20 protein-coding genes and 1 pseudogene are annotated in these 23,474 nt (G+C 38.2%); 9 read left to right on the top strand and 12 right to left on the bottom strand.

Features of this window, described 5'->3' with window-relative positions; all coding sequences use genetic code 11:
* Positions 1 to 13: 13 nt before the first annotated feature.
* Positions 14 to 718, top strand: coding sequence for an orotidine-5'-phosphate decarboxylase (pyrF, locus tag I6E69_RS17840; RefSeq protein WP_149602755.1), 705 nt, complete (start codon positions 14 to 16; stop codon positions 716 to 718).
* A gap of 93 nt (positions 719 to 811) precedes the next feature.
* Positions 812 to 1,186 carry a hypothetical protein gene (locus I6E69_RS17835; RefSeq protein WP_039489775.1) on the top strand — a complete coding sequence of 125 codons (375 nt, stop codon included), beginning with the start codon at positions 812 to 814 and terminating at the stop codon, positions 1,184 to 1,186.
* A 39-nt stretch (positions 1,187 to 1,225) separates the two neighbouring features.
* Here I6E69_RS17835 and I6E69_RS17830 read toward each other — a convergent pair whose 3' ends face one another.
* Positions 1,226 to 2,059, bottom strand: coding sequence for a S1 RNA-binding domain-containing protein (locus I6E69_RS17830; protein WP_002961188.1), 834 nt, complete (start codon positions 2,057 to 2,059; stop codon positions 1,226 to 1,228).
* 2 nt (positions 2,060 to 2,061) lie between these two features.
* Positions 2,062 to 3,390: a DEAD/DEAH box helicase gene (locus I6E69_RS17825; protein ID WP_197121789.1), complete on the bottom strand. Its 1,329-nt coding sequence runs from the start codon at positions 3,388 to 3,390 to the stop codon at positions 2,062 to 2,064.
* Positions 3,391 to 3,598: 208 nt separating this feature from the next.
* Here I6E69_RS17825 and I6E69_RS17820 point away from each other — a divergent pair, with 208 nt between their 5' ends.
* From I6E69_RS17820 to I6E69_RS17810, 3 genes are all read left to right on the top strand, one after another.
* Positions 3,599 to 4,606 (top strand): rhodanese-related sulfurtransferase, encoded by a 1,008-nt coding sequence (locus tag I6E69_RS17820; RefSeq protein ID WP_002961191.1) that lies wholly within the window; start codon positions 3,599 to 3,601, stop codon positions 4,604 to 4,606.
* Between the two features lie 148 nt (positions 4,607 to 4,754).
* Positions 4,755 to 6,650, top strand: a complete 1,896-nt coding sequence (locus tag I6E69_RS17815; protein WP_039489770.1) for a DUF294 nucleotidyltransferase-like domain-containing protein — start codon at positions 4,755 to 4,757, stop codon at positions 6,648 to 6,650.
* A 3-nt stretch (positions 6,651 to 6,653) separates the two neighbouring features.
* Positions 6,654 to 7,364 (top strand): 3'-5' exonuclease, encoded by a 711-nt coding sequence (locus I6E69_RS17810; RefSeq protein ID WP_024595068.1) that lies wholly within the window; start codon positions 6,654 to 6,656, stop codon positions 7,362 to 7,364.
* Positions 7,365 to 7,444: 80 nt separating this feature from the next.
* Here the strand turns inward: I6E69_RS17810 and I6E69_RS17805 are convergent, their stop codons facing one another.
* Positions 7,445 to 9,025 (bottom strand): BCCT family transporter, encoded by a 1,581-nt coding sequence (locus tag I6E69_RS17805; RefSeq protein WP_007376589.1) that lies wholly within the window; start codon positions 9,023 to 9,025, stop codon positions 7,445 to 7,447.
* Between the two features lie 894 nt (positions 9,026 to 9,919).
* Between I6E69_RS17805 and egtB the strand changes: the two genes are divergently transcribed.
* Positions 9,920 to 11,191 (top strand): ergothioneine biosynthesis protein EgtB, encoded by a 1,272-nt coding sequence (gene egtB, locus I6E69_RS17800; RefSeq protein WP_197121787.1) that lies wholly within the window; start codon positions 9,920 to 9,922, stop codon positions 11,189 to 11,191.
* Complete coding sequence (gene egtD, locus I6E69_RS17795) at positions 11,188 to 12,162, top strand: L-histidine N(alpha)-methyltransferase (protein ID WP_033041141.1); 975 nt, start codon at positions 11,188 to 11,190, stop codon at positions 12,160 to 12,162. Before egtB ends, egtD begins: the two co-directional genes overlap by 4 nt.
* Before the next feature lie 209 nt (positions 12,163 to 12,371).
* On the opposite strand, the gene I6E69_RS17790 is transcribed toward egtD, so the two are convergent.
* The 6 genes and pseudogenes from I6E69_RS17790 to pxpB all read right to left on the bottom strand — a co-directional run bounded on the left by I6E69_RS17790 (position 12,372) and on the right by pxpB (position 17,420).
* Positions 12,372 to 13,235, bottom strand: a complete 864-nt coding sequence (locus tag I6E69_RS17790) for a PhzF family phenazine biosynthesis protein (protein ID WP_197121786.1) — start codon at positions 13,233 to 13,235, stop codon at positions 12,372 to 12,374.
* A complete protein-coding gene (asnB, locus tag I6E69_RS17785) occupies positions 13,219 to 14,892 on the bottom strand; it encodes an asparagine synthase B (protein WP_138489011.1) in 1,674 nt (557 codons plus the stop codon). The genes I6E69_RS17790 and asnB overlap by 17 nt, the downstream gene beginning before the upstream one ends.
* Positions 14,893 to 15,045: 153 nt before the next feature.
* Positions 15,046 to 15,714 carry a pyroglutamyl-peptidase I gene (gene pcp, locus I6E69_RS17780; protein ID WP_197121785.1) on the bottom strand — a complete coding sequence of 223 codons (669 nt, stop codon included), beginning with the start codon at positions 15,712 to 15,714 and terminating at the stop codon, positions 15,046 to 15,048.
* A pseudogene (locus tag I6E69_RS20720) lies at positions 15,707 to 15,790 on the bottom strand (hypothetical protein); the annotation flags it as partial. The gene pcp and the pseudogene I6E69_RS20720, both read right to left, overlap by 8 nt.
* 45 nt (positions 15,791 to 15,835) lie before the next feature.
* Positions 15,836 to 16,762 (bottom strand): biotin-dependent carboxyltransferase family protein, encoded by a 927-nt coding sequence (locus I6E69_RS17770; RefSeq protein ID WP_197121784.1) that lies wholly within the window; start codon positions 16,760 to 16,762, stop codon positions 15,836 to 15,838.
* On the bottom strand, positions 16,755 to 17,420 hold the full coding sequence (gene pxpB / locus I6E69_RS17765) for a 5-oxoprolinase subunit PxpB (protein WP_197121783.1): 666 nt from the start codon (positions 17,418 to 17,420) through the stop codon (positions 16,755 to 16,757). Before pxpB ends, I6E69_RS17770 begins: the two co-directional genes overlap by 8 nt.
* A gap of 248 nt (positions 17,421 to 17,668) precedes the next feature.
* Here pxpB and msrA point away from each other — a divergent pair, with 248 nt between their 5' ends.
* Both msrA and I6E69_RS17755 read left to right on the top strand, forming a co-directional pair.
* The gene (gene msrA, locus I6E69_RS17760; protein WP_149602673.1) at positions 17,669 to 18,958 is read left to right on the top strand and encodes a peptide-methionine (S)-S-oxide reductase MsrA; all 1,290 of its coding nucleotides are present in this window, start codon (positions 17,669 to 17,671) and stop codon (positions 18,956 to 18,958) included.
* Positions 18,959 to 19,090: 132 nt separating this feature from the next.
* The gene (locus tag I6E69_RS17755; RefSeq protein WP_197121782.1) at positions 19,091 to 19,867 is read left to right on the top strand and encodes an amino acid ABC transporter substrate-binding protein; all 777 of its coding nucleotides are present in this window, start codon (positions 19,091 to 19,093) and stop codon (positions 19,865 to 19,867) included.
* A 951-nt stretch (positions 19,868 to 20,818) separates the two neighbouring features.
* On the opposite strand, the gene I6E69_RS17750 is transcribed toward I6E69_RS17755, so the two are convergent.
* The 3 genes from I6E69_RS17750 to I6E69_RS17740 form a co-directional block, all read right to left on the bottom strand.
* Entirely contained in the window at positions 20,819 to 21,700 is an 882-nt protein-coding gene (locus I6E69_RS17750) for a LysR family transcriptional regulator (RefSeq protein ID WP_002961883.1), read from the bottom strand.
* Between the two features lie 333 nt (positions 21,701 to 22,033).
* Positions 22,034 to 22,690 carry a CoA transferase subunit B gene (locus I6E69_RS17745; RefSeq protein ID WP_039489749.1) on the bottom strand — a complete coding sequence of 219 codons (657 nt, stop codon included), beginning with the start codon at positions 22,688 to 22,690 and terminating at the stop codon, positions 22,034 to 22,036.
* A 14-nt stretch (positions 22,691 to 22,704) separates the two neighbouring features.
* On the bottom strand, positions 22,705 to 23,403 hold the full coding sequence (locus tag I6E69_RS17740; RefSeq protein ID WP_197121781.1) for a CoA transferase subunit A: 699 nt from the start codon (positions 23,401 to 23,403) through the stop codon (positions 22,705 to 22,707).
* Positions 23,404 to 23,474: the final 71 nt, after the last annotated feature.

The raw sequence follows: 23,474 nt of genomic DNA, 5'->3' as shown, positions 1-23,474 counted from the left end.
CACTAGGATAGTTATGTCTTTCGAACACTCAAAAAAAATTCTTATTGCATTAGATTACGATGATCAAGAAGTTGCTTTAAACTTTGTTAAACAACTTTCTCCTGATACTTGCCGTCTCAAGGTCGGCAAAGAAATGTTTACCTATTTTGGACCTGCATTTGTTAAAGAGTTAATTGATTTAGGTTTTGATGTTTTCTTAGATTTAAAGTTTCATGATATTCCTAATACAGTAGCTAAAGCGGTTACTGCAGCTGCTAAAATGGGTGTGTGGATGGTAAACGTTCATGCTTCTGGTGGCTTTGAAATGATGAGCAAAGCTAAATCGGCTCTAGAGAAATTTGGTGACAAAGCGCCATTACTTATCGCTGTTACTGTATTAACAAGTATGGATGAAACAGAGCTTAAGCGTTTAGGTGTTGATAAATCAGCTCAAGAGCAAGTTATCTATTTAGCTAAGCTTGCAAAGGAAGCTGGGCTTGATGGTGTTGTGTGTTCTGCACAAGAAGCAAAAGCTTTAAAAACAGAGTTAGGTGATAGCTTTAAGCTTGTTACGCCTGGTATACGCCCTGAAGGGAGTGATGCGGGTGATCAAAAGCGTATAATGACTCCTAAGCAAGCTATAGATTCAGGAAGTGACTATTTAGTTATAGGCAGACCGATTACTCAAGCAGATAATCCTGTAAAAGTGCTTAGTGATGTTAATAACTCTATAGCTTAATTTAACAATAAGCAGTCATATAGTGCTAAAACCCCTTACCTTATGTGAGTTTTATGTTACATTAATAAAATCAAAATGTAGTAGGGGTTTGTTTTGAAGTTATTTTTTGGTTCTATAATAATTGTTATTGCGGGTTTTTCAGTAAATAAGTACGTTTTTTCTAATAAAGCATACGACGGTGTAACAACCGTTACAGATATAATTCCAACGTACCCAGTCGATATGTTTGATTTTAAAAAAACAATGCAAGATTATGCTCATCATCTGTGTTACAAAAATGAAGATACACTTATATCTCAGCATGTAAGCGTTAGTGAATGTATATCAAAGCTTGATGATAAAAAAACAGAATGTGAAAAAAAGGTTTTTCGTTTGGCACCGCTCAATCTTGAGTCGGAAGTTGAAGTGCTTGATTATTCAAGGCAATATACGCAATGTACATTGCCTTATAAATATATTTTAGGTTAATTACTAACAGGTATTATTAGTAATTACAGCCAATTATAATTAAGATCTTAAGCGAATGGATTTCGCTTCAATATCTATTAACTCTTGTTTAAATAAGCCACCAATTGCTTTTTTATAATTAGCCTTACTTGTAGAAAACATCTTTTTTATTGCTTCAGGATCAGACTTATCACCAAGTGGAATAACACCGCCTTCGTTTTTAAGCTTTTGCATAATAGTTTCACCAAGGTCACTTACTTTTCCCATACCTGGCTTTTCTAGTACAACATCAATTTTTCCGTCGTCACGTACTTTTTGAATATAGCCTTTAAGCTTTTGACCCACAAATAAGCTTTTAAATACCATATTGTAAAAAACAACACCGAAGTGCGACTCTTCAATTAATACTTTGTAGCCAATATCTGTTTTACCAGCAACAATTAAATCCACTTCTTGTAAGTGAGTATATTGCGGCTCATCTTTTGATAGGAAACGATTAAAGTTGTTTGAGGCACAAATACGTTGGCTTGCATTATCAAGATACAGACGTACTAAATAAGAATGTCCTTCTTGCATGCGTGGCTTTTGTTCATTAAAAGGTGCAAGCACATCTTTCTCAAGCCCCCAATCTAAAAATGCCCCAATACTATTTATTTCTTTAACGCGTAGTAGGGCATACTCGCCAACTTGAGCATGTGGTTTCTTTATTGTTGCTGTGGCTAAATTAGCATTGTCTAAAAAGATAAATACACTAATACTATCGCCCGCTTCAAGCTCATGTTTTATTTCTTGTTTTGGTAAAAATACTTCACCTAAATCATGGCCGTCTAAGTAAGCACCTTCGTTACTCACTTCTTTTACAAATAATGTTTGTGTGGTTCCTAGGTAACTCATAATTATTCCTGCTCAGGCTTTTTTTTACGGCGCATTGGTGTATCGCCATCAATGTTCATCGGTGCTTTAATTGGTGCTGTAGGCTTTTTAGGTTTAGCTTTGCGTTTAAATACAGGCTTTTTAACAGCGGTGGCTTTTTCTTTAGATTTGTCCCACGCTGCCTCAGGTTTTTTCTCTTTTAAACCTTTAAACTTAGCTTTTAAGCTCTCTACGCTCGCAAATTTTAATTCGTCATTTAAAAATGCTTTAATAGCTAAATAACTTGCCCAATCTTTTGGGCCAACTAATGAAATTGCATTTCCTTTAAAGCCAGCACGTCCTGTACGACCTATGCGGTGTACATACTCTTCGGCGTGTTTTGGTAAATCAAAGTTAATAACGTGCGTTACGCTCAACAAATCTAAACCACGAGATGCAACGTCGGTGGTGATCAATATTTTAAAGTTTTCGCGACTAAACGAATCCATGATATCTAAACGTTTGTTTTGCGTTAAATCACCAGCAAGCGCTACAGATTTGAAGCCTTTAGCATTAAGGGCTTCACTCAAACGGCTCGTGTCAGAACGCGTTGCTGTGAAGATAATACATTGACCAACATCATCTTGGTTTAAAAAATGCTCTAATAGCGCTTCTTTATGATCAAGGTGATCGGCAAGGTATAACGTTTGTTTAATATCGCTATGTTGCTCATTTGCTGCACTTAGCGTAATTTGCTTTGGTTTTTTTAATAGGTTACGTGATAGTGCATCTACTTGTGCATGGTCAAGTGTTGCAGAAAACAATAACGTTTGACGTAGACGGTGATTAGCTTGCTCGTTAATCATTTTTAACTGCTCGGTAAAGCCTAAATCTAAAATACGATCGGCTTCATCAAAAATAAGCAGTTCTAGTCCACTCAATTGTAATGAGCGTTTTGTAATGTGATCAGCTAAACGCCCAGGTGTAGCAACTACGAATTGTGGGTCGTTTCTAAGTGCTTTTATTTGGTCATTAAAGTTTTCGCCGCCAAGTATTTTAACTGCCTTAATAGCTGTGCCTGCAATTAATAAACGCAGCTGAGTAAATACTTGCGTAGCAAGCTCACGCGTAGGAGCAACAATAAGTACACGAGGATCGCGTTTACTGAGTGCTTTTTGTTTCATAACCCTTTGTACAGCAGGTAATAAAAACGCCAAGGTTTTGCCCGACCCAGTTTTAGACTGAGCGAAAATGTCATGCCCTGCAAGTGCGGTAGGCACTGCATGCGCTTGAATATCGGTGGGCTGGGTGATCCCTTGATGTGCTAATTGTGTTTCAAGGCGTGTATCAATCCCAAGATCAGTAAACTGCAATGTGTGTTTCTCCAAAATGAGCAAATTAACTCTATAAATTTATTAGCGCATTATAGCTTACACAGCTAGGTCGCTAACAGTAAAAACCAATCTATAGCGCTATTTTTTGCAATTAAACTAAAAAAGCGTAAAATACGCGCCCCATATGCGCCGGATTTACGATTCGGTAAACGCCAATATTGGCTAACAAGGCAAAATAGGAAATATAATGACTGTTGTTCATAAAGATAATGTAACGGGCGATCACTTTGTAGTATGTGCGCTGTATAAGTTTGTAGGTTTACCTGAATTTGAAGCTATCCGTAAGCCATTACTAGAAGTGATGGAAGCAAATGAAGTACGCGGTACTTTATTGCTCGCTGCCGAAGGTATAAACGGCACTGTTTCTGCAAAACGTGAAGGGATAGACAACTTATTAGCATGGTTAGATGAGCAACCAAATTTAAAAAACATCGTTACAAAAGAATCTTACGACGATGAATGTCCGTTTTACCGCACTAAAGTAAAACTAAAAAAAGAAATTGTAACGATGGGCGTTGAAGGCGTAGATCCGCTTAAAGTTGTGGGTAGCTATGTAAAGCCAAATGAATGGAATGCACTTATATCTGACCCTGAAGTCATTTTAATTGATACACGTAATGATTACGAAATTGAAATTGGTACATTTCAAAATGCGGTCGATCCAAATACCAAAACGTTCCGCGAATTTCCACAGTGGGCAAAAGAAAACTTAGACCCTGAAAAACACAAAAAAGTGGCGATGTTTTGTACCGGCGGTATCCGCTGCGAAAAATCGACAGCCTACATGAAAGAGCAAGGTTTTGATGAAGTTTATCACCTTGAAGGCGGTATTTTAAAATACCTAGAAGAAGTGCCAAAAGAAGAAACCATGTGGGAAGGCGAGTGTTTTGTATTTGATAATCGCGTTGCGGTTGATCACGACTTACAAAAAGGTTCTTATGATCAATGCCACGCGTGTCGTATGCCAATTACAGAAGACGAAAAGTTAAAGCCTGAATACATGGAAGGCGTCTCTTGTCATCATTGTATTGAAGAAGTTACGGACGAACAACGCGCACGTTTTGCAGAGCGCCAAAAGCAAATAGAATTAGCGCAAGCGCGTGGTGAGGGCCATATTGGTAATGAGGCTCAAGCTGTTTTACAGCAACGTAAAGAAGCTAAAAAAGCCCAAAAAGACGCTCAGCGCGGTAAATAAATTTATACAATAAGTATTACATTTAAAGAGTCTATTTAGGCTCTTTTTTTGTGCCTAAATTTGTACAGTAATTGTTTTCACACCCCGATGATAGTGTTAATCTGCAAAACAGATTTAGTCATTTTAATGCGCATACAGGAAGGGATTTATGCAAGCCGAACAAGTTGAAATCGCACAATTTTTAGCACAACATCCTCCTTTTGATGACTTACCTCAAAAAGCGCTTAATGAGCTAGCTCAACAAGTAGAAGTGGCTTATTTTAGAGCAAAAACTGATATATTGAGTTTTGGACAAGACATTTCTGATTTGTATGTAATTAGAAGTGGTTCTGTAGAAATGTATCGCCGAAATGGCGAGCTGTACAATCGTTTGGCTACCGCAGGTATATTTGGTCAAATGGGTTTATTGATGAACCGTAAGGTGCGTTTTCCTGCAACTGCTCTGGAAGATACATTAGTATATTGCATAAATGTTGAGCTATTTAATCGTTACTGTGATGAGTTTGATGCGTTTGCTGATTACTTCGAAACAGACGGTAACGTGCGTTTGCATCAAGCTATTGTCGAGCAAGCCGATGGCAATGACCTGACAACCGCGAAGGTAAAATCATTAATTCACAGAGATGTAGTCACCGTAGATGCAACCTCTACGATACAAGATATCGCTAAATTAATGACCGAAGAGGCGGTATCGTCAGTGTTGGTAACCGATGTAAATAAACCGATAAATGATGACCCAGAAGAAGATGATGGACAAGTAGTTGGTATAATAACCGATAGGGATTTACGCACTAAAGTAGTGGCAAAAGGGCTTGCCTTTAACACGCAAGCAAAAGACATTATGTCCACTAACTTAGTGCTTTTAGATGCTAATGACTATATTTTCGAAGCTGTATTGGCCATGCTTAGAGATAACTTACATCATTTGCCAGTAGTACAAAAAAGACGCCCAATAGGCGTTATCTCCCTCTCTGATATTTTGCGTTATGAATCCCAAAGCAGCTTATTACTTGTACGTGGCATACTGGCTCAACAAACAATAGAGGATTTGGCGCATTATGCACGCCAATTGCCCAATGTGTTTGTTCGTATGGTGAATGAAGATGCAAACTCACACATGGTTGGTACAGCCATGGCTGTTATAGGGCGTACATTTAAACAAAGACTACTTGTATTAGCAGAAGAAAAGTTTGGGCCACCTCCTGTGCCTTACTGTTTTATTGCTCTGGGCTCAATGGCTCGAGACGAGCAACTTATTGTAACCGATCAAGACAACGCGCTTATTTTAGATGACAGTTACGACGACGAGAAACATAACGCGTATTTTCAAAATATTGCCGATTTTGTGTGTGATGGTTTAGCGCAGTGTGGTTACACCTACTGCGATGGAGAAATTATGGCGTCGTTTAAAAAATGGCGTAAAACTCGCTCACAGTGGTTCGATCAATTTGCAGATTGGATAGCGCAGCCAAAACCACAAGCACTGCTTAATAGTTCTATATTTTTTGACTTAGACGGTGTGTGGGGTAAAACCAAGTGGGCCGACGAGCTTAAAATATTTATAGCAAAACAAAGTAAAGTAAATCGCGTATTTTTAGCTAATATGGCAGCAAATGCTAGAAATAGAACACCTCCACTAGGTTTCTTTAAAGGCTTTGTTATGGAACATAATGGCCAACATAAGCGTTCAATGAACTTAAAGAGAAGAGGGACTGCACCTCTTTCTGATGTTATTCGCGTGCACGCATTGGCTATTGGTTCGCGTAAACAAAATTCGTTTGAGCGACTAGAAGACATTATTGAAGCGAAACTTTTACCACAGGGTAAAGCGCAAGATTTACGTGATGCACTTGAGTATATTGCCATGATGCGAATTCGCCATCAAGCGTGGCAAATAGAGAAGGGCGAAGAGCCCGATAACGACTTAGATCCACATTTACTTTCTCCGTTCGAGCAACGAAACTTAAAAGAGGCATTTGCCATTTTAGAAAAAGCACAAAGCTATTTAAAATTTAGCTACACAGCAAACTCTGGTGTGAAGTAGCCTATGAATCCGCGTAATCATAAAGCAATTGATTGGCAAGCTAGGTATAACGAGCTTGCCAATAGCACCAAAAATAAACTCTTAAAACACTTTTATGCGGGTGCTTATAATCAAGACAAAGCTGCAATAAAAGACGTACCTTTTGTAGCAATGGATTTTGAAACAACAGGCTTAAATAGCCAAAACGACGATATAGTGAGTGTTGGTTTGGTGCCGTTCAATTTAGAGCGCATTTATTGTAAGCACAGTCGGCATTGGGTTGTGCAGCCTAGGCGAAATCTTCATGAAGAGTCTATTTTAATACATGGAATAACGCACTCTGAGGTGGACGACGCCCCCGACTTTAATCAAATTATAGAGCCTTTACTTGAAGCGCTCAGTGGTAAAGTTGTCGTGGTGCATTATGCCGCAATAGAACGTCACTTTTTAAATAATGCGTTATTGTTAAGGCTTAAAGAAGGTATTGAGTTTGCACTTGTTGATACAATGGAAATAGAAAAAAGAGCACTAAAAGCAAGACAGGGGTTATTAGGGCGATTGTTTAACACAAAATTAGGTTCTCTTAGGCTAACAGATTGCCGTGCGCGTTATTCCCTACCAGCATATCAAAATCACAATGCGTTAACGGATGCACTTGCTACAGCAGAACTTTTACAAGCGCAGCTGAGTTATCATTATCGTGTAGATACTCCAATCTCAGAGCTGTGGCTCTAGCTTTTAATGACCTAACAAAAAAACGCCGCAAAAATTGCGGCGTTTTCGTTACTAATTAAAAGTATTACTTACTAGAAATATTATTTAACTGGGCGAGGCTCAGTTCGTAAACCTAAAACTAAGCTTAAACACATAAATAATAATACAATAGTAAATGGCAACCCTGTAGAGACAGCGCCTGCTTGTAGTGCTTCAATTGCTTGTGTGCCACCAATCCAAAGTAAAGCAGCTGCAATTGCGCCCTCAACCGATGCCCAAAATATACGTTGTGGTACCGGTGCATCAATTTTACCGCCAGCTGTAATTGAATCAATTACTAATGAACCAGAGTCAGATGACGTAATGAAAAATACCAACACTAATAAAATTGCAATAAACGATAAAATATTAGATAAAGGTAATTCATCAAGCATTTGGAACATAGCTAAAGGTACTTCAGTTAAACCATTAGTGCCTAACGCACCAACACCATTAACTACTTGATCAATCGCAATACCGCCGTAAATAGACATCCATAAAACGGTAACTAGAGTAGGAATAAGTAAAACCGCAATTAAGAATTCACGAATTGTACGACCACGTGATACACGCGCGATAAACATACCTACAAACGGTGACCAGGAAATCCACCAAGCCCAGTAAAACACAGTCCAACCATGCATCCATGTTTCGTCTTCACGACCGTGAGGATTACTCAATGGAATAATATTTTCTACGTAGCCCATCACGGTAGTTGGTACATTACCCATTGCTACGGCAAAGCCTACTAAACATACAAACAATAATAATGAAAACGCAATTAGCATATTTACATTACTTAGTAGCTTCACACCACCGTCAATACCACGAACCACAGAGACAATGGCTAAAAGTGTTACACCCGCAATAACTAGAATTTGAGAGCCAATGCCACCTTCTGTACCAAATACGTGGTTAATGCCTGCAGAAGCTTGCTGCGCACCTAAACCTAAAGATGTTGCAAGGCCAAATAATGTAGCAAGTACAGCTAAGATATCAATGATATGACCAGGCCAACCCCAAGCTCTATCACCTAATATAGGGTAAAAAATAGAACGAATTGAAAGCGGTAAACCTTTGTTATAGGTAAAAAACGCAAGAGATAAACCAACAACAGCGTAAATAGCCCAAGGGTGAAGACCCCAATGAAACATAGTTGCGCCCATTGCTAATTTTGCAGCTTCTGGTGTATTAGCGGCTACATTTAGTGGGGTTTCGTACCAACCAGTAAAGTAAGCAACTGGTTCAGCAACGCCCCAAAACATAAGGCCGATACCCATACCCGCAGCAAATAACATAGCAAGCCATGAAACGCGAGAATGAGAAGGTTTAGCGTCATCACCACCAAGGCGAATATTACCGTAAGGAGAAACAATAAGTGCTAAACAAAAGAGTACAAAGAAGTTAGCAGCCCACATAAATAGGGCATCAAAATTATTAATAATATCGGTCTTGATACTATCAAGCGCTGTTTTTGCAGTTTGTGGGTCGGTAACAAGTATGGCGATTAAAAAGATGACAATCAGGCCCGCACTAGTTCCAAAAACAGGGTTGTGAATATCAAACCCCCACTTTTGTACGTTGTCCTGACCTACGGTGTAATCCGTGTTGTCAATACTATATTTGTCATGATTTTCCTTCATGCAATACCTCTTTAGTTGTCCTAACAAGCCAAAATAAATTCGGCGTCATATCGAATTACATTAGTCTTTAAATATTAAGTAAAAAGTAATACCGTAATTATTTGAAGACTAACTAATTTGAAGCGTGATCATACAGCTAGTAGTGTATGAGTTAAATATTAAATGTAAATGAATTTGTATTTAAAACGCTGTTTATATGGCCAAATTCATGATTCTTTCATTTAAAAGCCCTAAATTCAAAAATTCAGTGAACGTTAAAATTTAGTTTGCTATTAAAAGTATTAATTTACTTGGTTAAGTAAAAAAAGATCATTTTTAAGTAGCTTAATTAATGCTTAAATATTAGGGCTTGTTAGTCTTTTAGGATTGAAATTTATTAAATCTAGGCGCAATTTAATCGCTCCTAGATTTATAGCTTAGCGGTTCGGTAACAGCTTATGCGTTATTTTTCATGCTTGCATGCAAATAAAAATAATCAAAAGCCGGCTAGCAAAGAGCAAATTTCTCTTCAAGGCTATTATAAATTTATAAGCCGATAAGCATCTTTAATCAAGTTGTAATATGAATATGATTTAACACAACATTAGGGTATGTTGAATTTTGGCGATTGAATTTGCAGTAGTGTGTTTGGTTTTTAGGCAAGGCAGAGGCTATGTAGTGTGGTCATTCCCCATAAATAGGCGATAACGCAGCATAAATACCAAACATACACTGCCCTTTGGGTTCTTTCTAGGGACGATTAACTCTTTGTTACTCGGTTTTTACTTAGCCCACTAGGTTACAAACCTCGTGCCGCGATTTAATCGCCCCTAGATTGAACAAATTTCAATCCAAAAAGCTCAGCATGCCCTAAGCTATATTTTATAAATAGATAGGCAAAGGATTAATACTATTATGCGAGAAAGCGTTACAAACGATACCAATCAAAACGAACTTGTTAAACGCTTTTGCAGCGTTAGAGACGAAAGCCTAGCTATTATTGAGCCACTCACTGTAGAAGATTGCCAATTACAAGCTATGGCTGATGCCAGTCCCACTAAATGGCATTTAGCGCATACCACGTGGTTTTTTGAAACGTTTTTACTTAGTGTTCATTGTAAACAGTACGCAGTGTTTAATCCTCACTATAAAATGCTTTTTAATTCTTACTACAATGGGATTGGAGAGCAATTTAAACGGGCAAACAGAGGAAGCTTATCTAGGCCAGGTTTAGACGAAGTGCTAGCTTACAGAGAACATGTAGATATCCGTGTGATTGAATTACTTAAGACTGACGTTAACCCGCACATTAAAGATATTATTGAACTTGGGTTAAACCACGAGCAACAGCATCAAGAACTAATGCTTATGGACATCAAATATAACTTTTCAGTAAATCCAATATTTCCTCAATATAAAACATCGCTTTTAAATAGCCAAAAAAAATCAGCTGATATTAAACCCCTTAATTTTATCAATTTTGAACAAGCCATTATTAATATTGGCACAAATGCCGACGATGAATTTGCATATGATAACGAGTGCCCCAAACACCAAGTACTAATTCATCCATTCAGTTTTGCTAATAGATTGGTCACTAATGGTGAATATTTAGACTTTATAAATGTCGGTGGATATAGCAATCCACAATATTGGTTAAGCGACGGTTGGGCGCATATTCAAAACACTCGTTTAACGCATCCATTATATTGGCATTACATAAATAACGAATGGTTTGAGTTTACACACTATGGATTGCAGCCTTTAAATTTAAGTGCTCCCATCAGCCATGTTAGTTATTTTGAGGCCAGCGCCTTTGCTAATTTTGTAAAGGCTCGCTTGCCTACAGAGTTCGAGTGGGAATATGCAGCTAAAAATACACCTTCAACAGACACTAATAATAACTACCTAACACCACAACAAGCAAAAGATGATACTGAAATAAACCAGTTAACGGATTCATGTTGGCAATGGACAAACAGTGCATATTTGCCATACCCCGGTTTTAAGCCTATTGAAGGAGTAGCAGGGGAATACAATGGTAAATTTATGAATAACCAAATGGTGTTACGGGGCGGGTGTGTGTTTACCCCTCAAAACCATTTACGACAAACATACCGAAATTTTTATTACCCACATCAAGCGTGGATGTGCAGCGGGATAAGACTAGCTAAGGATATAGTATGAGCCAAGTAACAGCGATTAAACAAAGTAACATAACCGACACTGAATTTTTAAACGACGTGATAAGCGGATTAACTCAACAACAAAAAACGCTTCCGTGTAAGTATTTTTACGATGATAAAGGTGCTGCATTATTCGAGCAAATAACATCCTTACAAGAGTATTATGTTACACGTACGGAGTTGTCTATTTTAGAGCAATACTCGCAGTCAATTGCTCAAATGCTACCTGAAAACCTTTCTATTATTGAGCCTGGGTGTGGTTCGGGTAAAAAGGTCGCGTATTTATTAGCGCACATGGCAAACGTAAAAACCTTCGTACCATTTGAAATTTCTGAGGAGATGCTCAGTTATTCACTTGCACATTTGTCGCCATTATTTCCAGATTTGGCAATTTCGCCATTACTAGGAGACTTTACACATAGCCAAATGGTTAAACAGCTAACCAAAGACACCGCTTTAGACAGTCAAACTAATTTGGTGTACTTTCCGGGCTCTACTCTTGGTAATTTTGCCCCAGTTAAAGCCATAGAAATTATGAATAATTTCCATCGCTTATGTGGTGTAAACGGTTATGTATTAATTGGGGTTGATTTAGTAAAAGAGCGCCAAGTGTTACTTGATGCATATAACGATAAAGCGGGGATCACCGCTGCATTTAATAAAAATTTACTACAACGTATTAATAACGAGCTAAGTGGCACATTTAATTTAGATAACTTTAGCCACGAGTCACGCTTTAACGAGCAACATAGCCGCATTGAAATGCATTTAGTAAGTAACTGTAATCAAAGCGTGATTATAAATGATCAGCAAATAGACTTTATTGAAGGCGAAAGTATCCATACAGAAAACTCTCACAAGTACACGCTCGAATCGTTTAAGCAGCTTGCAGCGCAAGCTAATTTAAAGTTAGAGCAAACATGGCAAGACGATAGTAATTATTTTGCATTGTGCTTATTAAGGCCGCTATAAACGTTACTTAATATGTTTAGGGCGTGTTGATCTTTGATAGGCGATAACGCAGCATAAATGCCAAACATGTGCTGCCCTTCGGGTTCTGCCTAAGGGCGATAAACTCTTTGTTGCTCGATTTTTACTTAGCCCACTAGGTTACAAACCTCGCGCCGCGATTTAATCGCCCCTAGATTGAACAAATTTCAATTCGCAAAGGTCAACACGCCCTAGTAAATGACAACTTTAGCATTGTTAAACTCATAGTTTAGCAATGCGCCACTATTTGATTGCTGTACAAGCATAGCTTTATTTAAACCGTACAGTCTAAATAGCAGGGGGGCAATAATAGATACCGCAGAGCCCGTTGCACTGTCCTCATTTACTCCAAACTGGGGTGCAAAATATCTAAAATGCGCTATGGCATTTTTCTTGTCTTTATTTTTTATACTAAGGGCAATTACTGCATTTTTGTGGAGTTTACTCAACGCTTTAAAATCAACGTGTAAGCTTTTTAAATCGTCTTTTTCAACGTCTTTACTAAATTCTTCATTAAATAATACAACCGTATAACCGTTTTTATCACCGGTACTGTAGGCTGCTTTTATTGCGGATGAAAACACACTTTTTAACTCACCTTTAGCTAATTCGCTTTTTTTAGGCTCTATACTTTTTAGTAACAACTGGGCGCGTTGTTTTTTTACTCTTATAGTAAAGCGCTCATGACTCATTGATGTAAATACTTCAGGGCAATAACCAAAATACTTTATTAAAAAATTAGCGGCCGCTAAAGTACCATGTCCACAGCGTTTAATTTCACTTGTTTGGTTAAACCAGCGAATATTACAATGGCGTTTAGTTATCTCATTTTGATTTAAAAATACGGTAGCAGGGTGGTTTGATTGTGATGCAATATATTGCATTGTTTTTGATGTTAACCCAATTTTATAAATAACAATTAAAGCACTTGAGCCTTTTAAGTTATTTGCAGGGCTATAAAAAACAGATTCGGTGGAAGTGAGTTTTATACAACGAAGCGTAAGCCATTTGGGCTTACGCTTCGTTAAACAAAGAGTGTTATCCTTTGCTTGCATACGCGTCGTTATGAACGCCCGCAGCACGACCTGATGGATCTGCATTGTTTTGGAACGATGCGTCCCATGCAAGTGCTTCAGGAGTCGAACACGCTACCGATTTACCATGCGGCACACATTTAGCTGATGCATCACCCGGAAAGTGCGATTCAAAAATAGTACGGTAGTAGTAAGCTTCTTTTGAATCTGGCGTATTAATAGGGTATTTAAATTTAGCATTTGCAAGCTCTTGATCGCTCACTTGCTCATTTACAAACTCTTTTAACGTATCAATCCAGCTGTAACCAACACCGTCTGAAAATTGCTCTTTTTGGCGCCATAAAACTTCATCAGGCAAGTAGCCATCAAAACCTTCACGTAAAATGTGTTTTTCAATTTTGCCATCTTTACACATTTTGGCTTCAGGGTTGATACGCATAGCAACATCAACAAATTCTTTATCAAGGAACGGTACACGTGCTTCAACGCCCCATGCTGCCATTGATTTATTAGCACGTAAACAGTCAAACATATGCAGTTTTGATACTTTACGGTTTAGCTCTTCATGAAACTCTTGTGCGTTAGGGGCTTTATGGAAGTATAAGTAACCACCAAATAGCTCATCAGCACCTTCGCCAGATAACACCATTTTAATGCCCATCGCTTTAATTTGGCGAGCCATTAAGTACATAGGTGTAGAGGCACGAATCGTTGTTACATCATACGTTTCAATGTGGTAAATCACTTCACGCAGTGCATCAATACCTTCTTGAATGGTAAAAATGATAGGGTGGTGAATAGTACCAATCATGTCAGCTACTTTTTGGGCCGCGGCTAAATCAGGTGAACCCTCAAGGCCTACTGAAAAAGAATGCAACTTAGGCCACCATGCATCGCTTTCGTCGTTATCTTCAATACGTTTTGCAGCAAAACGCTGGGTAATAGCAGAGATAACCGATGAGTCTAAACCACCAGAAAGTAATACACCGTAAGGCACGTCACACATTAGCTGGCGTTTAACGGCCGCTTCTAATGCATCTTTAACGTCTTGTGCTTGTGCGCTGTTATCTTTAACTGCATCAAATGTTTCCCAATCACGCTTGTAATAAGGTGTCATTTTGCCATCTTTGCTGTACAGGTAATGCCCTGGTGGAAATTCTTCAATATGCTTACAAATTGGAGAAAGTGCTTTTAACTCAGAAGCAACGTAAAAGTTACCGTGCTCGTCGTGACCAGTGTAAAGCGGGATAATACCAATATGGTCACGGCCAATTAAGTAAGCGTCATTTTCTTCATCGTATAAACAAAATGCAAAAATGCCATTTAGATCATCTAAAAAGTCAGGCCCTTTTTGTTTATAAAGCGCTAAAATAACTTCACAGTCTGATTGAGTTTGAAAAGTAAAATCAACATCTAGCTCTGCTGCAAGTTCTTTATGATTATAAATCTCGCCATTAACCGCTAAAATATTTGTTTTTTCAGGATTGTATAAAGGCTGTGCACCGCTTGATACACCAACAATAGCTAAACGCTCATGTACTAAAATAGCTTTTTCAGATGCATATACACCAGACCAATCTGGGCCACGGTGTCTAAGCAGCTTTGACATTTCAATTGCTTGGGTACGCAATTGAGCGGGATCAGATTTAATATCTAATACCCCAAAAATTGAACACATAGTAACTCCTCATTCCTATTATGTGTGCAGCAAAGCCAATTTGCTGTGCTGCGAAACCTTGTTTTATCAGAAAAAATTACTCAAGTCACATAGCTTTTACAATTAATTAAGAATAATTTATGCACCAAGTTATATGTAACCGCACCAAAGTGGTCAATGCGTGGTGCCTGCTGCTATTTTTACGTCGTTATTATTGTTCAAAGCTTGTGCAATCATCACTTTTAGCGCGTTAATAACAGTGTCTTCACACATGCTAGGTGCGCCATTGTGGTGCACAGCTTGGCTTGGTAAATAAGGAATATGCACAAAGCCACCTTTCATTACAGCGCAGTGATCATTTATGTAATGCATAAGACCATACATAACGTGATTACACACATACGTACCTGCCGTATTGGAAATGGCAGCAGGTATATTGCTGTTGTGCAATGCTTGTAACATGCGCTTTATTGGTAAGTTTGTGAAATAGGCATCAGGGCCATTTTTTTCTATTGGTGTATCGATAGGTTGCTTACCTGCATTGTCTTTAATGCGTGCATCGTCAACGTTTATTGCAATACGCTCAATTGATATTTCGCTGCGCCCACCAGCTTGACCTATACATAAAACAACCGCCGGATTATGTGACTCAATGGCGTTTATAAGCTGACTAATAGACGTATTAAACTCACAGGCAAGTTCTAGTGTACATATTTTGTGTTTCATGATGATAGTTTCATCAAGTTTTTGCACTGCTTGCCAAGAAGGATTGATAGCTTCGCCACCAAAAGGAGCAAAGCCAGTTATTAATACACACGGCATAGTAGAAGTTGATTTAGTCATTAAACACCAAGCTATACATTAAAATAATATTAACGGCGAGTAAGATAACGGCCGTCGGAATTTGAACCTTTATTACATGGTACCTATTTTAAAATCTAGGGCGTGTTGATTCTAGAATATTTTATAGGTTATTTTTAAGTGCAAGGCTCAATTGATGTAGGTGTCCGTCAAGTTTCTGCTTCGCCTTTGCTGCTTCTTCAAACGTTACATATTTAAACTCAACAGTATCTAAAGGTCTAAATTGTGCAAATTGACGTAAGTCGGCTTCAATAACAGTCCCTAACAGAGGGTAGCCCCCTGTGGTTTGGCCATCATTTAGTAACACAATTGGCTCTCCACTTGGTGGTAATTGAATACTCCCAGGACTCACCCCTAGTGATGGCAAAGAGTGCGAATGCCCCAAATTATTTTTATGCTCAAGCCTTACGCCCATTCGGTTACTATTATTGCTGACTTTAAAAGCGGTAGACACAAAGTTGCTAAGTAAAGGCTCGCCTAATAAGTCGGCATGAGGACTTGGATGCAGGCGTATAAGCTTGCGCTGGGCGGGAGCAATTGCGCCTACCTTTATAAACTCTCCATAATAAGGAGTAATAGGTATTTCATCACCAGTGATGAGAGATCTACCTTCAAAACCACCAAGACATGCGTTTAAATCTGTAGATTTAGAACCCATAATCTCAGCATTTTGTATACCGCCTTTCACTGCTAAATAAGCTCTTAAGCCTGCTCTACCAGTAGCGAAACTTAGGACTTGTTTGTTTTTTACTGCGTATGTCCAACCAGGATAAATTGCATGTCCATCAAGGGTTGCTTGCAAATCTGCACCATGAAGAGCAATTACTGTGTCGCAGGTAAATTCCAGTTCGCACAAACCTACAGTTATTTCTAAAACGGCATCATTGTCGTTATTGTTAAGTAATCTATTAGCAATGATTTGTGCATAAGGGTCTAGGCTACCCGCTTTGCTTACACCTAAATGGCGGTAGCCCTCACGGCCAAAATCTTGAATTGTAAGTAATACACCACTTTTAAGTACTTTAATCATGATTTGCTCCTTTATTAACGAGCGGAACAAATTCAAGCGTATCGCCTGGTTGAATTAAACAAGGTTGCTCAGAGGTCGAATCAAACAAAGCAGTATCTGTATGACCTATTATATGCCAACCACCTGGGGTATCTGCGGGGTAAATGCCGGTTTGTGCAGCACCTATCGCAACAGAGCCTTTAGGAACTTTAATGCGTGGCTCATCACGTCTTGGTGTATGTAATTGCTCATTTAAGCCATGTAGGTAAGCAAAACCGGGCTGAAAGCCTAAAAATAAAACGTGGTACTTGGTTTTACTATGAATATTAATAACTTCATCGGCACTTAAATTATGATAGCGAGCCACGTAATTAATGTCCTCACCCTTGTATGTGGTTTTGATTAAGTGATGCTGCCCCTTAAAAGTACTTGTTTTAATCTCATTCCACAGCGAAGGTAGCACTTGTAACCACTGTTTTAAGTGTTTATCTGATTTTAAATAAAGAGTGAGCGAGTTCATGGCGGGCACCAAATCGCTAAATTCATCAGTGCTTTTACAGTGGCTAGCTAAAGCCCAAATTTTCTTTTGAATAGAGAGTATATCTGTAGCGTCTAAATGCGATGCATCAAACAGTAAACTACTGTTTGTTAATGCATAAATATGAGGAGCTGGCTTCATTAAATAAACCTATTTGTACAACATTATTTAAACGTAACACAGTTTTATTAATTTATTTACACCATTGCGACTAAGTGGTTATGTTTATTGCCCAACTTACTTTAAGAGTAGTTTTATATTCAATTAATCGTATTTAATTTATTGAAGACCAAAACTTAATACGTTTCGTACTAAATAAGTAATTAGGCTGAAATGAAAATTAGGATAAGGAGGTCTTAGTTAGCACGCACTTGTTTAAGAGGTACTTTATGAAACACCAGCATTTATTATATTTATCAGGCGCTGCTATTATATTTAGCGCAGGCAGCTTTGCTTTATCTATGGAAAAGGTTGAGCACAGTAATGTAGAAGCCACCATGCATGTAGAAACCATTGTACTTGGATCGGGTTGTTTTTGGGGAGCCGAAAAACGCTACGAAGCGCTTAATGGCGTTATTGATGCTGAATCGGGGTACGCTGACGGCAATGGCTTTAAAGCTACCTACAGAAATATTACTGATCAGTCTCGTCGTTTTGACGAGAACAATTATGCTGAAGTTGTACAAGTTATGTATAACAGCAATATAATTTCAGCAGAAGATCTCTTAAAAAACTATTTTGAAAGTCACGACCCTACACAAAAAAATCGCCAAGGTAACGACATTGGTACGCAATATCGCTCAATTGTATTAACGACTACTGATGCACAAGCTAAAGTAGCTGAGCAAGTTAAATCGCAATATCAGCAGCTTTTAACCGATGCGAGCTATGGCAAAATTGAAACAGTTATTAAACCGCTTCAAGGTTTTGTATCGGCAGAAGAGTATCATCAAAATTATTTAGAAAAGAATCCTAATGGCTATTGCCCAGATCATTCTACTGGTGTTGTTTTTAATAAAACACCTGTAGAAAAAGTAGATAACACTGCTTTACTAACAGGAAAGCAAATAGTGGTACTTGATTCACGTGAATACTGCCCATATTGTGAAAAGTTTAAAAAAGCAGTCGCAAATGATTACAAAGGAACAATACCAATGTCGTTTCGCCATGCTGACCAACTTGATGATTTAACTATTAAGTCAGCCACGTGGGCAACACCAACCATTTTGTTTTTAGAAAATGGCGTTGAGGTATATGGTCGTCAAGGTTACGCAACGCCCGAAGAGTTTTATAAAGCATTAGGCGCTTTTAAATTAGGTAACGGTGATGCTTATAAAGTTGCATTTGATGCACGAACAGATAGACCTTACTGTAAAGAGTACAAAGAGTTTAAAAATACACCTGACGGTACTTTTGTTGATAAATTAAGTGGTGAGCCACTATTTGATACAAGCGATAGGTTTAACTCAGGTACTGGTTGGTTGTCGTTTACTCATCCTGTAAAAAACAACGTAACACAGCACGACGATAGCAGCTGGGGGATGACACGCATTGAGCTTCGCTCTAAAAGTACAGGCATACACTTAGGACATTTATTTCCAGGTGAAGGTCCAAGAGGTCGCGATCGTTACTGTATTAATGCAACAGTCCTTGATTTTGTACCGAGAGATAAAAGCTAAACCCTTTCTTTGCGAAGCCTGATTTTAATCAGGCTTTTTTTGCATAAAACAAAATAGGCTTATCATAATCTTTGCAAATTTGTTAAAATTTAAGCGTGCAGCTAATCGTCAATAATATTACTTAGGTTATTAATGAATCAATTAAAAAAAATAGCAACGCAGTTAATATATTTGCCATTCGCTTTACTGCTTTTAATAAACAACGCTAAATCAGCGACTCATTACGTAGTAGGCGTAGAGAATATAGAATACCTTCCATACTACGATGGTAGTGGGGCTGATAACCGCGACTATTATGGTTTCAGTCAAAAGTTACTTACCTTGTTTGCCCAGCAGCATGATTTTAAGTTTGAGTTTTACACACTACCTATTAATCGACTTTACAAAGAATTTGTGGAACATCGCCATGTCGACTTTAAGTATCCAGATAACCCTAGCTGGAAACCAAGCTACAAAGCTTTATTTATTGATGTAAATAAAATTATTTATTCGCAGCCAACCGTTGTGACTAAAACGGGCATTGCGAGTTTAAATAAAAATATCACTATTGATGAATGCATTAGTTTTGCAACGGTAAGAGGGTTTACGCCTCAAAGCTTTAAACCGTTAATGAATAATGAAAACGTTGAGTTAATAGAAACAGCTAACGTAATTGAATTAATAGAGTTGCTTTTAAAAGAGCGAGTGGAGTGTATTTACATATCTAACGATGTATTAAATTATAACCTCCAAAAATACTTTAAATTAACCCGACCTGTTTATTTTCAAAACGAATTGCCGACAGATTTACAAGCCTTTTTATTATCGTCGATTGACTACCCTGACATAATCAAGAAATTTAATACCTTCTTGATTTCACATAAAGTGCAAATAAGTAAATTAAAAAAAGAATATCAAATTAAAAATTAACTAAAAAAGCCCCGTAAGTTATAACTTACGGGGCTTTTAAAAGTATTAAACTTATATTGCATATCATGTGGTTTGCGCCAAAAATAAAAACAGTTCAAGCCAAGTCACCACCTAACTTGAACCGCTTTTTCACACTGACAACATCTTCACACACAATATAAAGATTCTGTTTACTACGCTTTGGTAGCTTTGTATTACATATCATGTGGTTTGCGCCAAAAATAAAAACAGTTCAAGCCAAGTCACCACCTAACTTGAACCGCTTTTTCACACTGACAACATCTTCACACACAATATAAAGATTCTGTTTACTACACGTTGGTAGCTTTGTATTACATATCATGTGGTTTGTGCCAAAAATAAAAACAGTTCAAGCCAGGTCACCACCTAACTTGAACCGCTTTTTCACACTGACAACATCTTACACACACAATATAAGATTCTTTTCACTGCTACGTTTGAGTTACTAGAACTCTAAAGGTTGCATTTATTGCTCTTAAGAAACAACTTAACTAAGTTGTTTTGAGCTGATAGAGCAACTTTAATATTTAACTTTATTTTCGACAAACGATAAAAACGAAACCAATGAGTGAAAAAAATTAAACTATAGACTTTAGTCTAATGTGTGGCGCTAAGTTTATGTATTTAATTAAAAAATATTATTCAAATTTGCAGGAAGTTATACCAATCTGCTTATATATGGGGTCTATTTAACGTTAAGAAAATTACGCTATAACTAGGCAAAAATTTTTGTATCTAGTTGTTCTCGGCAATTGCTCCCTGCATTGCTCTACCTCCTGCATCCATGCAGTCGTAAATAAAAAATTTTTAACGACGTAATAGTGCAATTTAATTCGTTAAATTGATCAAAGATTTATGCAGGTTGGTATTAGACGAGTTCAGTAATACAACACAGAGTTGGTTGTATTACTGAACTCACTTAATAGGGGATTATTCTTGGATTTTTCTAAACGTATTTACAACCCACTTCGCAAATAAATCAAGGGGGTGATTAGGCGTGCTTGATTCGTGCTGCACTAAATAGTATTTATCTTTAGTTGTTAAAGGCTGTTCGAATAACTTGTAAAGCCATTGCTCATCTAGCCAGCTTTGGCTAATAGGCAGTGGGATAAGTGCAATGCCCATGCCTTGCTGCGCTGCACGCGCTACACCAAACATGCTATCTATTTGAATAATCTGCGAAGGAGAAAAGTCATCAATCCCTGCTTTTTCGGCCCACTGATGCCAAGCCCAAGGGCGAGCTTTGTGCAAGATTAGCGGAACTTGGTTAAGGGCTTGACGATGATCGTCCCTCCACTGATCGAGCAATTTTTTATTACATGCAGGAATATATTCAAGGTTAAACAACTCAGTCGCTAACCCTTCAGTAGGTTTACCTGAGGACAATACAATAGATAAATCGCTATGACGCGTTAATTCTTTGCGTGTTTTAAGCGTGTCCATTTGCAGGTTTATATTAGGGTGTTCTGACGTCCACTCACTTAATTTAGGCATGAGTAGTTCGCTGGCAAAAAATTCAGGCAGCGTAATCGTCAAATTTGTATTTTGCTGCATCTGACTAAACTCATTAATGGTGCTCTCTAGCATTGTGATGATAGGAGACACAGCATCAAAAAAGTTTTTACCCGCTGTGGTTAAGCTAATTGAACGCGTTTTACGTTGAAAAAGCTCAATACCAAGTTGTTCTTCAAGTTGTTTTATTTGATGGCTTACCGCAGACGGCGTTAAGTACAGCTCATTAGCTGCATGCTTAAAACTTAGGCTTCTTGCGGCAAAGCAAAAAGAGCGAAGGCCACGAATAGGAGTTTGCATGTTTTCCAGAATTATTTAATTTATTGAGACGCCTTACTTAGGCAAAATTTGAACCAACTATTTAATGTTTAAATATCAGTAGGTTAAAAATAAAATTAACGCTAGTTCACAAAAAGGGTGCAGGCTATCCACAAAATAGTGCAAAGAATCTAAGCGCTTACATTTAATTTATATTTGTATTATAGATAAAATTTACTACAGATGTATGAATGACGGTAAAAATAATGACAAAAGATAAAAAAAATCCCTCGTAAGAGGGATTTTGGGTAACTCAGCGCCATTGGCACTGGGAATGAGGTCGGTACAGGGTAAAGCGTTATTTTAAGCTAAAGCCTAAAAAACCATTTCTGGAACTTCACCGTCAACAAGTAATTTACCTGCTGTTTTACTAATGATTTCATCAACAGATACGCCCGGAGCACGTTCTAATAGATGAAATGCGCCGTCTTTGACTTCTAATACGGCTAAATCTGTCACTATTTTTTTTACGCAATTAACGCCAGTAAGCGGTAAAGAGCAGGCCTCTAATAGTTTAGAGTCACCATGCTTACTTGCATGGGTCATAGTAACAATAATATTTTTCGCGCCAGCGACTAAATCCATCGCGCCACCCATGCCTTTAATCAGCTTTTTAGGGATCATCCACGATGCGATGTTGCCGTTCTGGTCAACTTCAAATGCACCCAGAACGGTTAAGTCTACATGACCACCCCGTATCATGGCAAAACTATCTGCACTATTAAATATGGCTGCACCTGTGGCTGCTGTCACGGTTTCTTTACCCGCGTTAATCATATCGGCGTCTAGCTCTGCTTTAGTTGGGTACGGGCCCATGCCTAAAAGGCCATTTTCGGACTGTAACATAACTTCAATATCATCTGGTACATAGTTTGCGACGAGTGTCGGAATTCCTATGCCCAAATTTACGTAGTAACCGTCTTGAAGTTCTTGTGCAACGCGCATTGCAACTTGTTCACGTGATAATGCCATAATTATGCTCCTGCTTAATCTCGTGTTATTACACGTTCAATGCGTTTTTCAAAGCTGCCTTTAATAACGCGATTTACAAAAATACCTGGGGTATGAATTTGGCTTGGCTCTAGCTCACCCGGTTCTACAATTTCTTCTACTTCGGCAACGGTAATTTTGCCCGCTGTTGCCGCCATTGGATTAAAGTTCATGGCGGTGTGTCTAAACACTAAATTACCAAAGCGGTCGGCTTTCCACGCTTTAACAATAGCAAATTCACCCGTTATAGATTCTTCTAAAATATACGGGCGACCATTAAACTCTTTTACGTCTTTGCCTTCAGCAACTGGAGTACCGTAACCGGTTGCGGTGTAAAACGCAGGTATACCCGCGCCACCAGCACGCATTTTTTCAGCTAGTGTACCTTGAGGCGTAAGCTCTACATCAATTTCGCCACTTAATAACTGCTGCTCGAATAGGGCATTTTCGCCAACGTACGAGGCAACTACTTTTTTAATTTGTTTGTCTTGTAATAAAATACCTAAACCAAAGTCATCAACACCACAGTTATTAGATACTACGGTTAAGTTTTTTGTTTGCATGTGCTTAATTTGTTTAATTAAGCCCTCAGGAATACCACATAAACCAAAACCACCGGCAATAATGGTATCGCCGTCTTTTAATCCTTCCATTGCAGCTTCGTAACTAGAAACTACCTTATCAAAACCGGCCATGAGTCTCTCCTCATTGTGTGCTATTTATTGTTAACTATCGTGAATCATCATTTCATAAGATAGCTATTTAA

This window comes from Pseudoalteromonas sp. NZS100 (genome assembly GCF_015864815.1).
Lineage (GTDB): Bacteria > Pseudomonadota > Gammaproteobacteria > Enterobacterales > Alteromonadaceae > Pseudoalteromonas > Pseudoalteromonas distincta.
This window is presented reverse-complemented; position numbering and strand designations above follow the sequence as displayed.

What these genes read in the sequence shown, in the direction of transcription:
- I6E69_RS17770 (WP_197121784.1), bottom strand. Translation starts at nt 16,762, where the DNA reads ATGATTAAAGTACTTAAAAGTGGTGTATTACTTACAATTCAAGATTTT.
- I6E69_RS17820 (WP_002961191.1), top strand. Translation starts at nt 3,599, where the DNA reads ATGACTGTTGTTCATAAAGATAATGTAACGGGCGATCACTTTGTAGTA.
- asnB (WP_138489011.1), bottom strand. Translation starts at nt 14,892, where the DNA reads ATGTGTTCAATTTTTGGGGTATTAGATATTAAATCTGATCCCGCTCAA.
- egtD (WP_033041141.1), top strand. Translation starts at nt 11,188, where the DNA reads ATGAGCCAAGTAACAGCGATTAAACAAAGTAACATAACCGACACTGAA.
- pxpB (WP_197121783.1), bottom strand. Translation starts at nt 17,420, where the DNA reads ATGAAGCCAGCTCCTCATATTTATGCATTAACAAACAGTAGTTTACTG.
- I6E69_RS17755 (WP_197121782.1), top strand. Translation starts at nt 19,091, where the DNA reads ATGAATCAATTAAAAAAAATAGCAACGCAGTTAATATATTTGCCATTC.
- I6E69_RS17745 (WP_039489749.1), bottom strand. Translation starts at nt 22,690, where the DNA reads ATGGCATTATCACGTGAACAAGTTGCAATGCGCGTTGCACAAGAACTT.
- I6E69_RS17740 (WP_197121781.1), bottom strand. Translation starts at nt 23,403, where the DNA reads ATGGCCGGTTTTGATAAGGTAGTTTCTAGTTACGAAGCTGCAATGGAA.
- I6E69_RS17790 (WP_197121786.1), bottom strand. Translation starts at nt 13,235, where the DNA reads ATGCAAGCAAAGGATAACACTCTTTGTTTAACGAAGCGTAAGCCCAAA.
- pcp (WP_197121785.1), bottom strand. Translation starts at nt 15,714, where the DNA reads ATGACTAAATCAACTTCTACTATGCCGTGTGTATTAATAACTGGCTTT.
- I6E69_RS17830 (WP_002961188.1), bottom strand. Translation starts at nt 2,059, where the DNA reads ATGAGTTACCTAGGAACCACACAAACATTATTTGTAAAAGAAGTGAGT.
- egtB (WP_197121787.1), top strand. Translation starts at nt 9,920, where the DNA reads ATGCGAGAAAGCGTTACAAACGATACCAATCAAAACGAACTTGTTAAA.
- I6E69_RS17750 (WP_002961883.1), bottom strand. Translation starts at nt 21,700, where the DNA reads ATGCAAACTCCTATTCGTGGCCTTCGCTCTTTTTGCTTTGCCGCAAGA.
- I6E69_RS17805 (WP_007376589.1), bottom strand. Translation starts at nt 9,025, where the DNA reads ATGAAGGAAAATCATGACAAATATAGTATTGACAACACGGATTACACC.
- pyrF (WP_149602755.1), top strand. Translation starts at nt 14, where the DNA reads ATGTCTTTCGAACACTCAAAAAAAATTCTTATTGCATTAGATTACGAT.
- I6E69_RS17810 (WP_024595068.1), top strand. Translation starts at nt 6,654, where the DNA reads ATGAATCCGCGTAATCATAAAGCAATTGATTGGCAAGCTAGGTATAAC.
- I6E69_RS17815 (WP_039489770.1), top strand. Translation starts at nt 4,755, where the DNA reads ATGCAAGCCGAACAAGTTGAAATCGCACAATTTTTAGCACAACATCCT.
- msrA (WP_149602673.1), top strand. Translation starts at nt 17,669, where the DNA reads ATGAAACACCAGCATTTATTATATTTATCAGGCGCTGCTATTATATTT.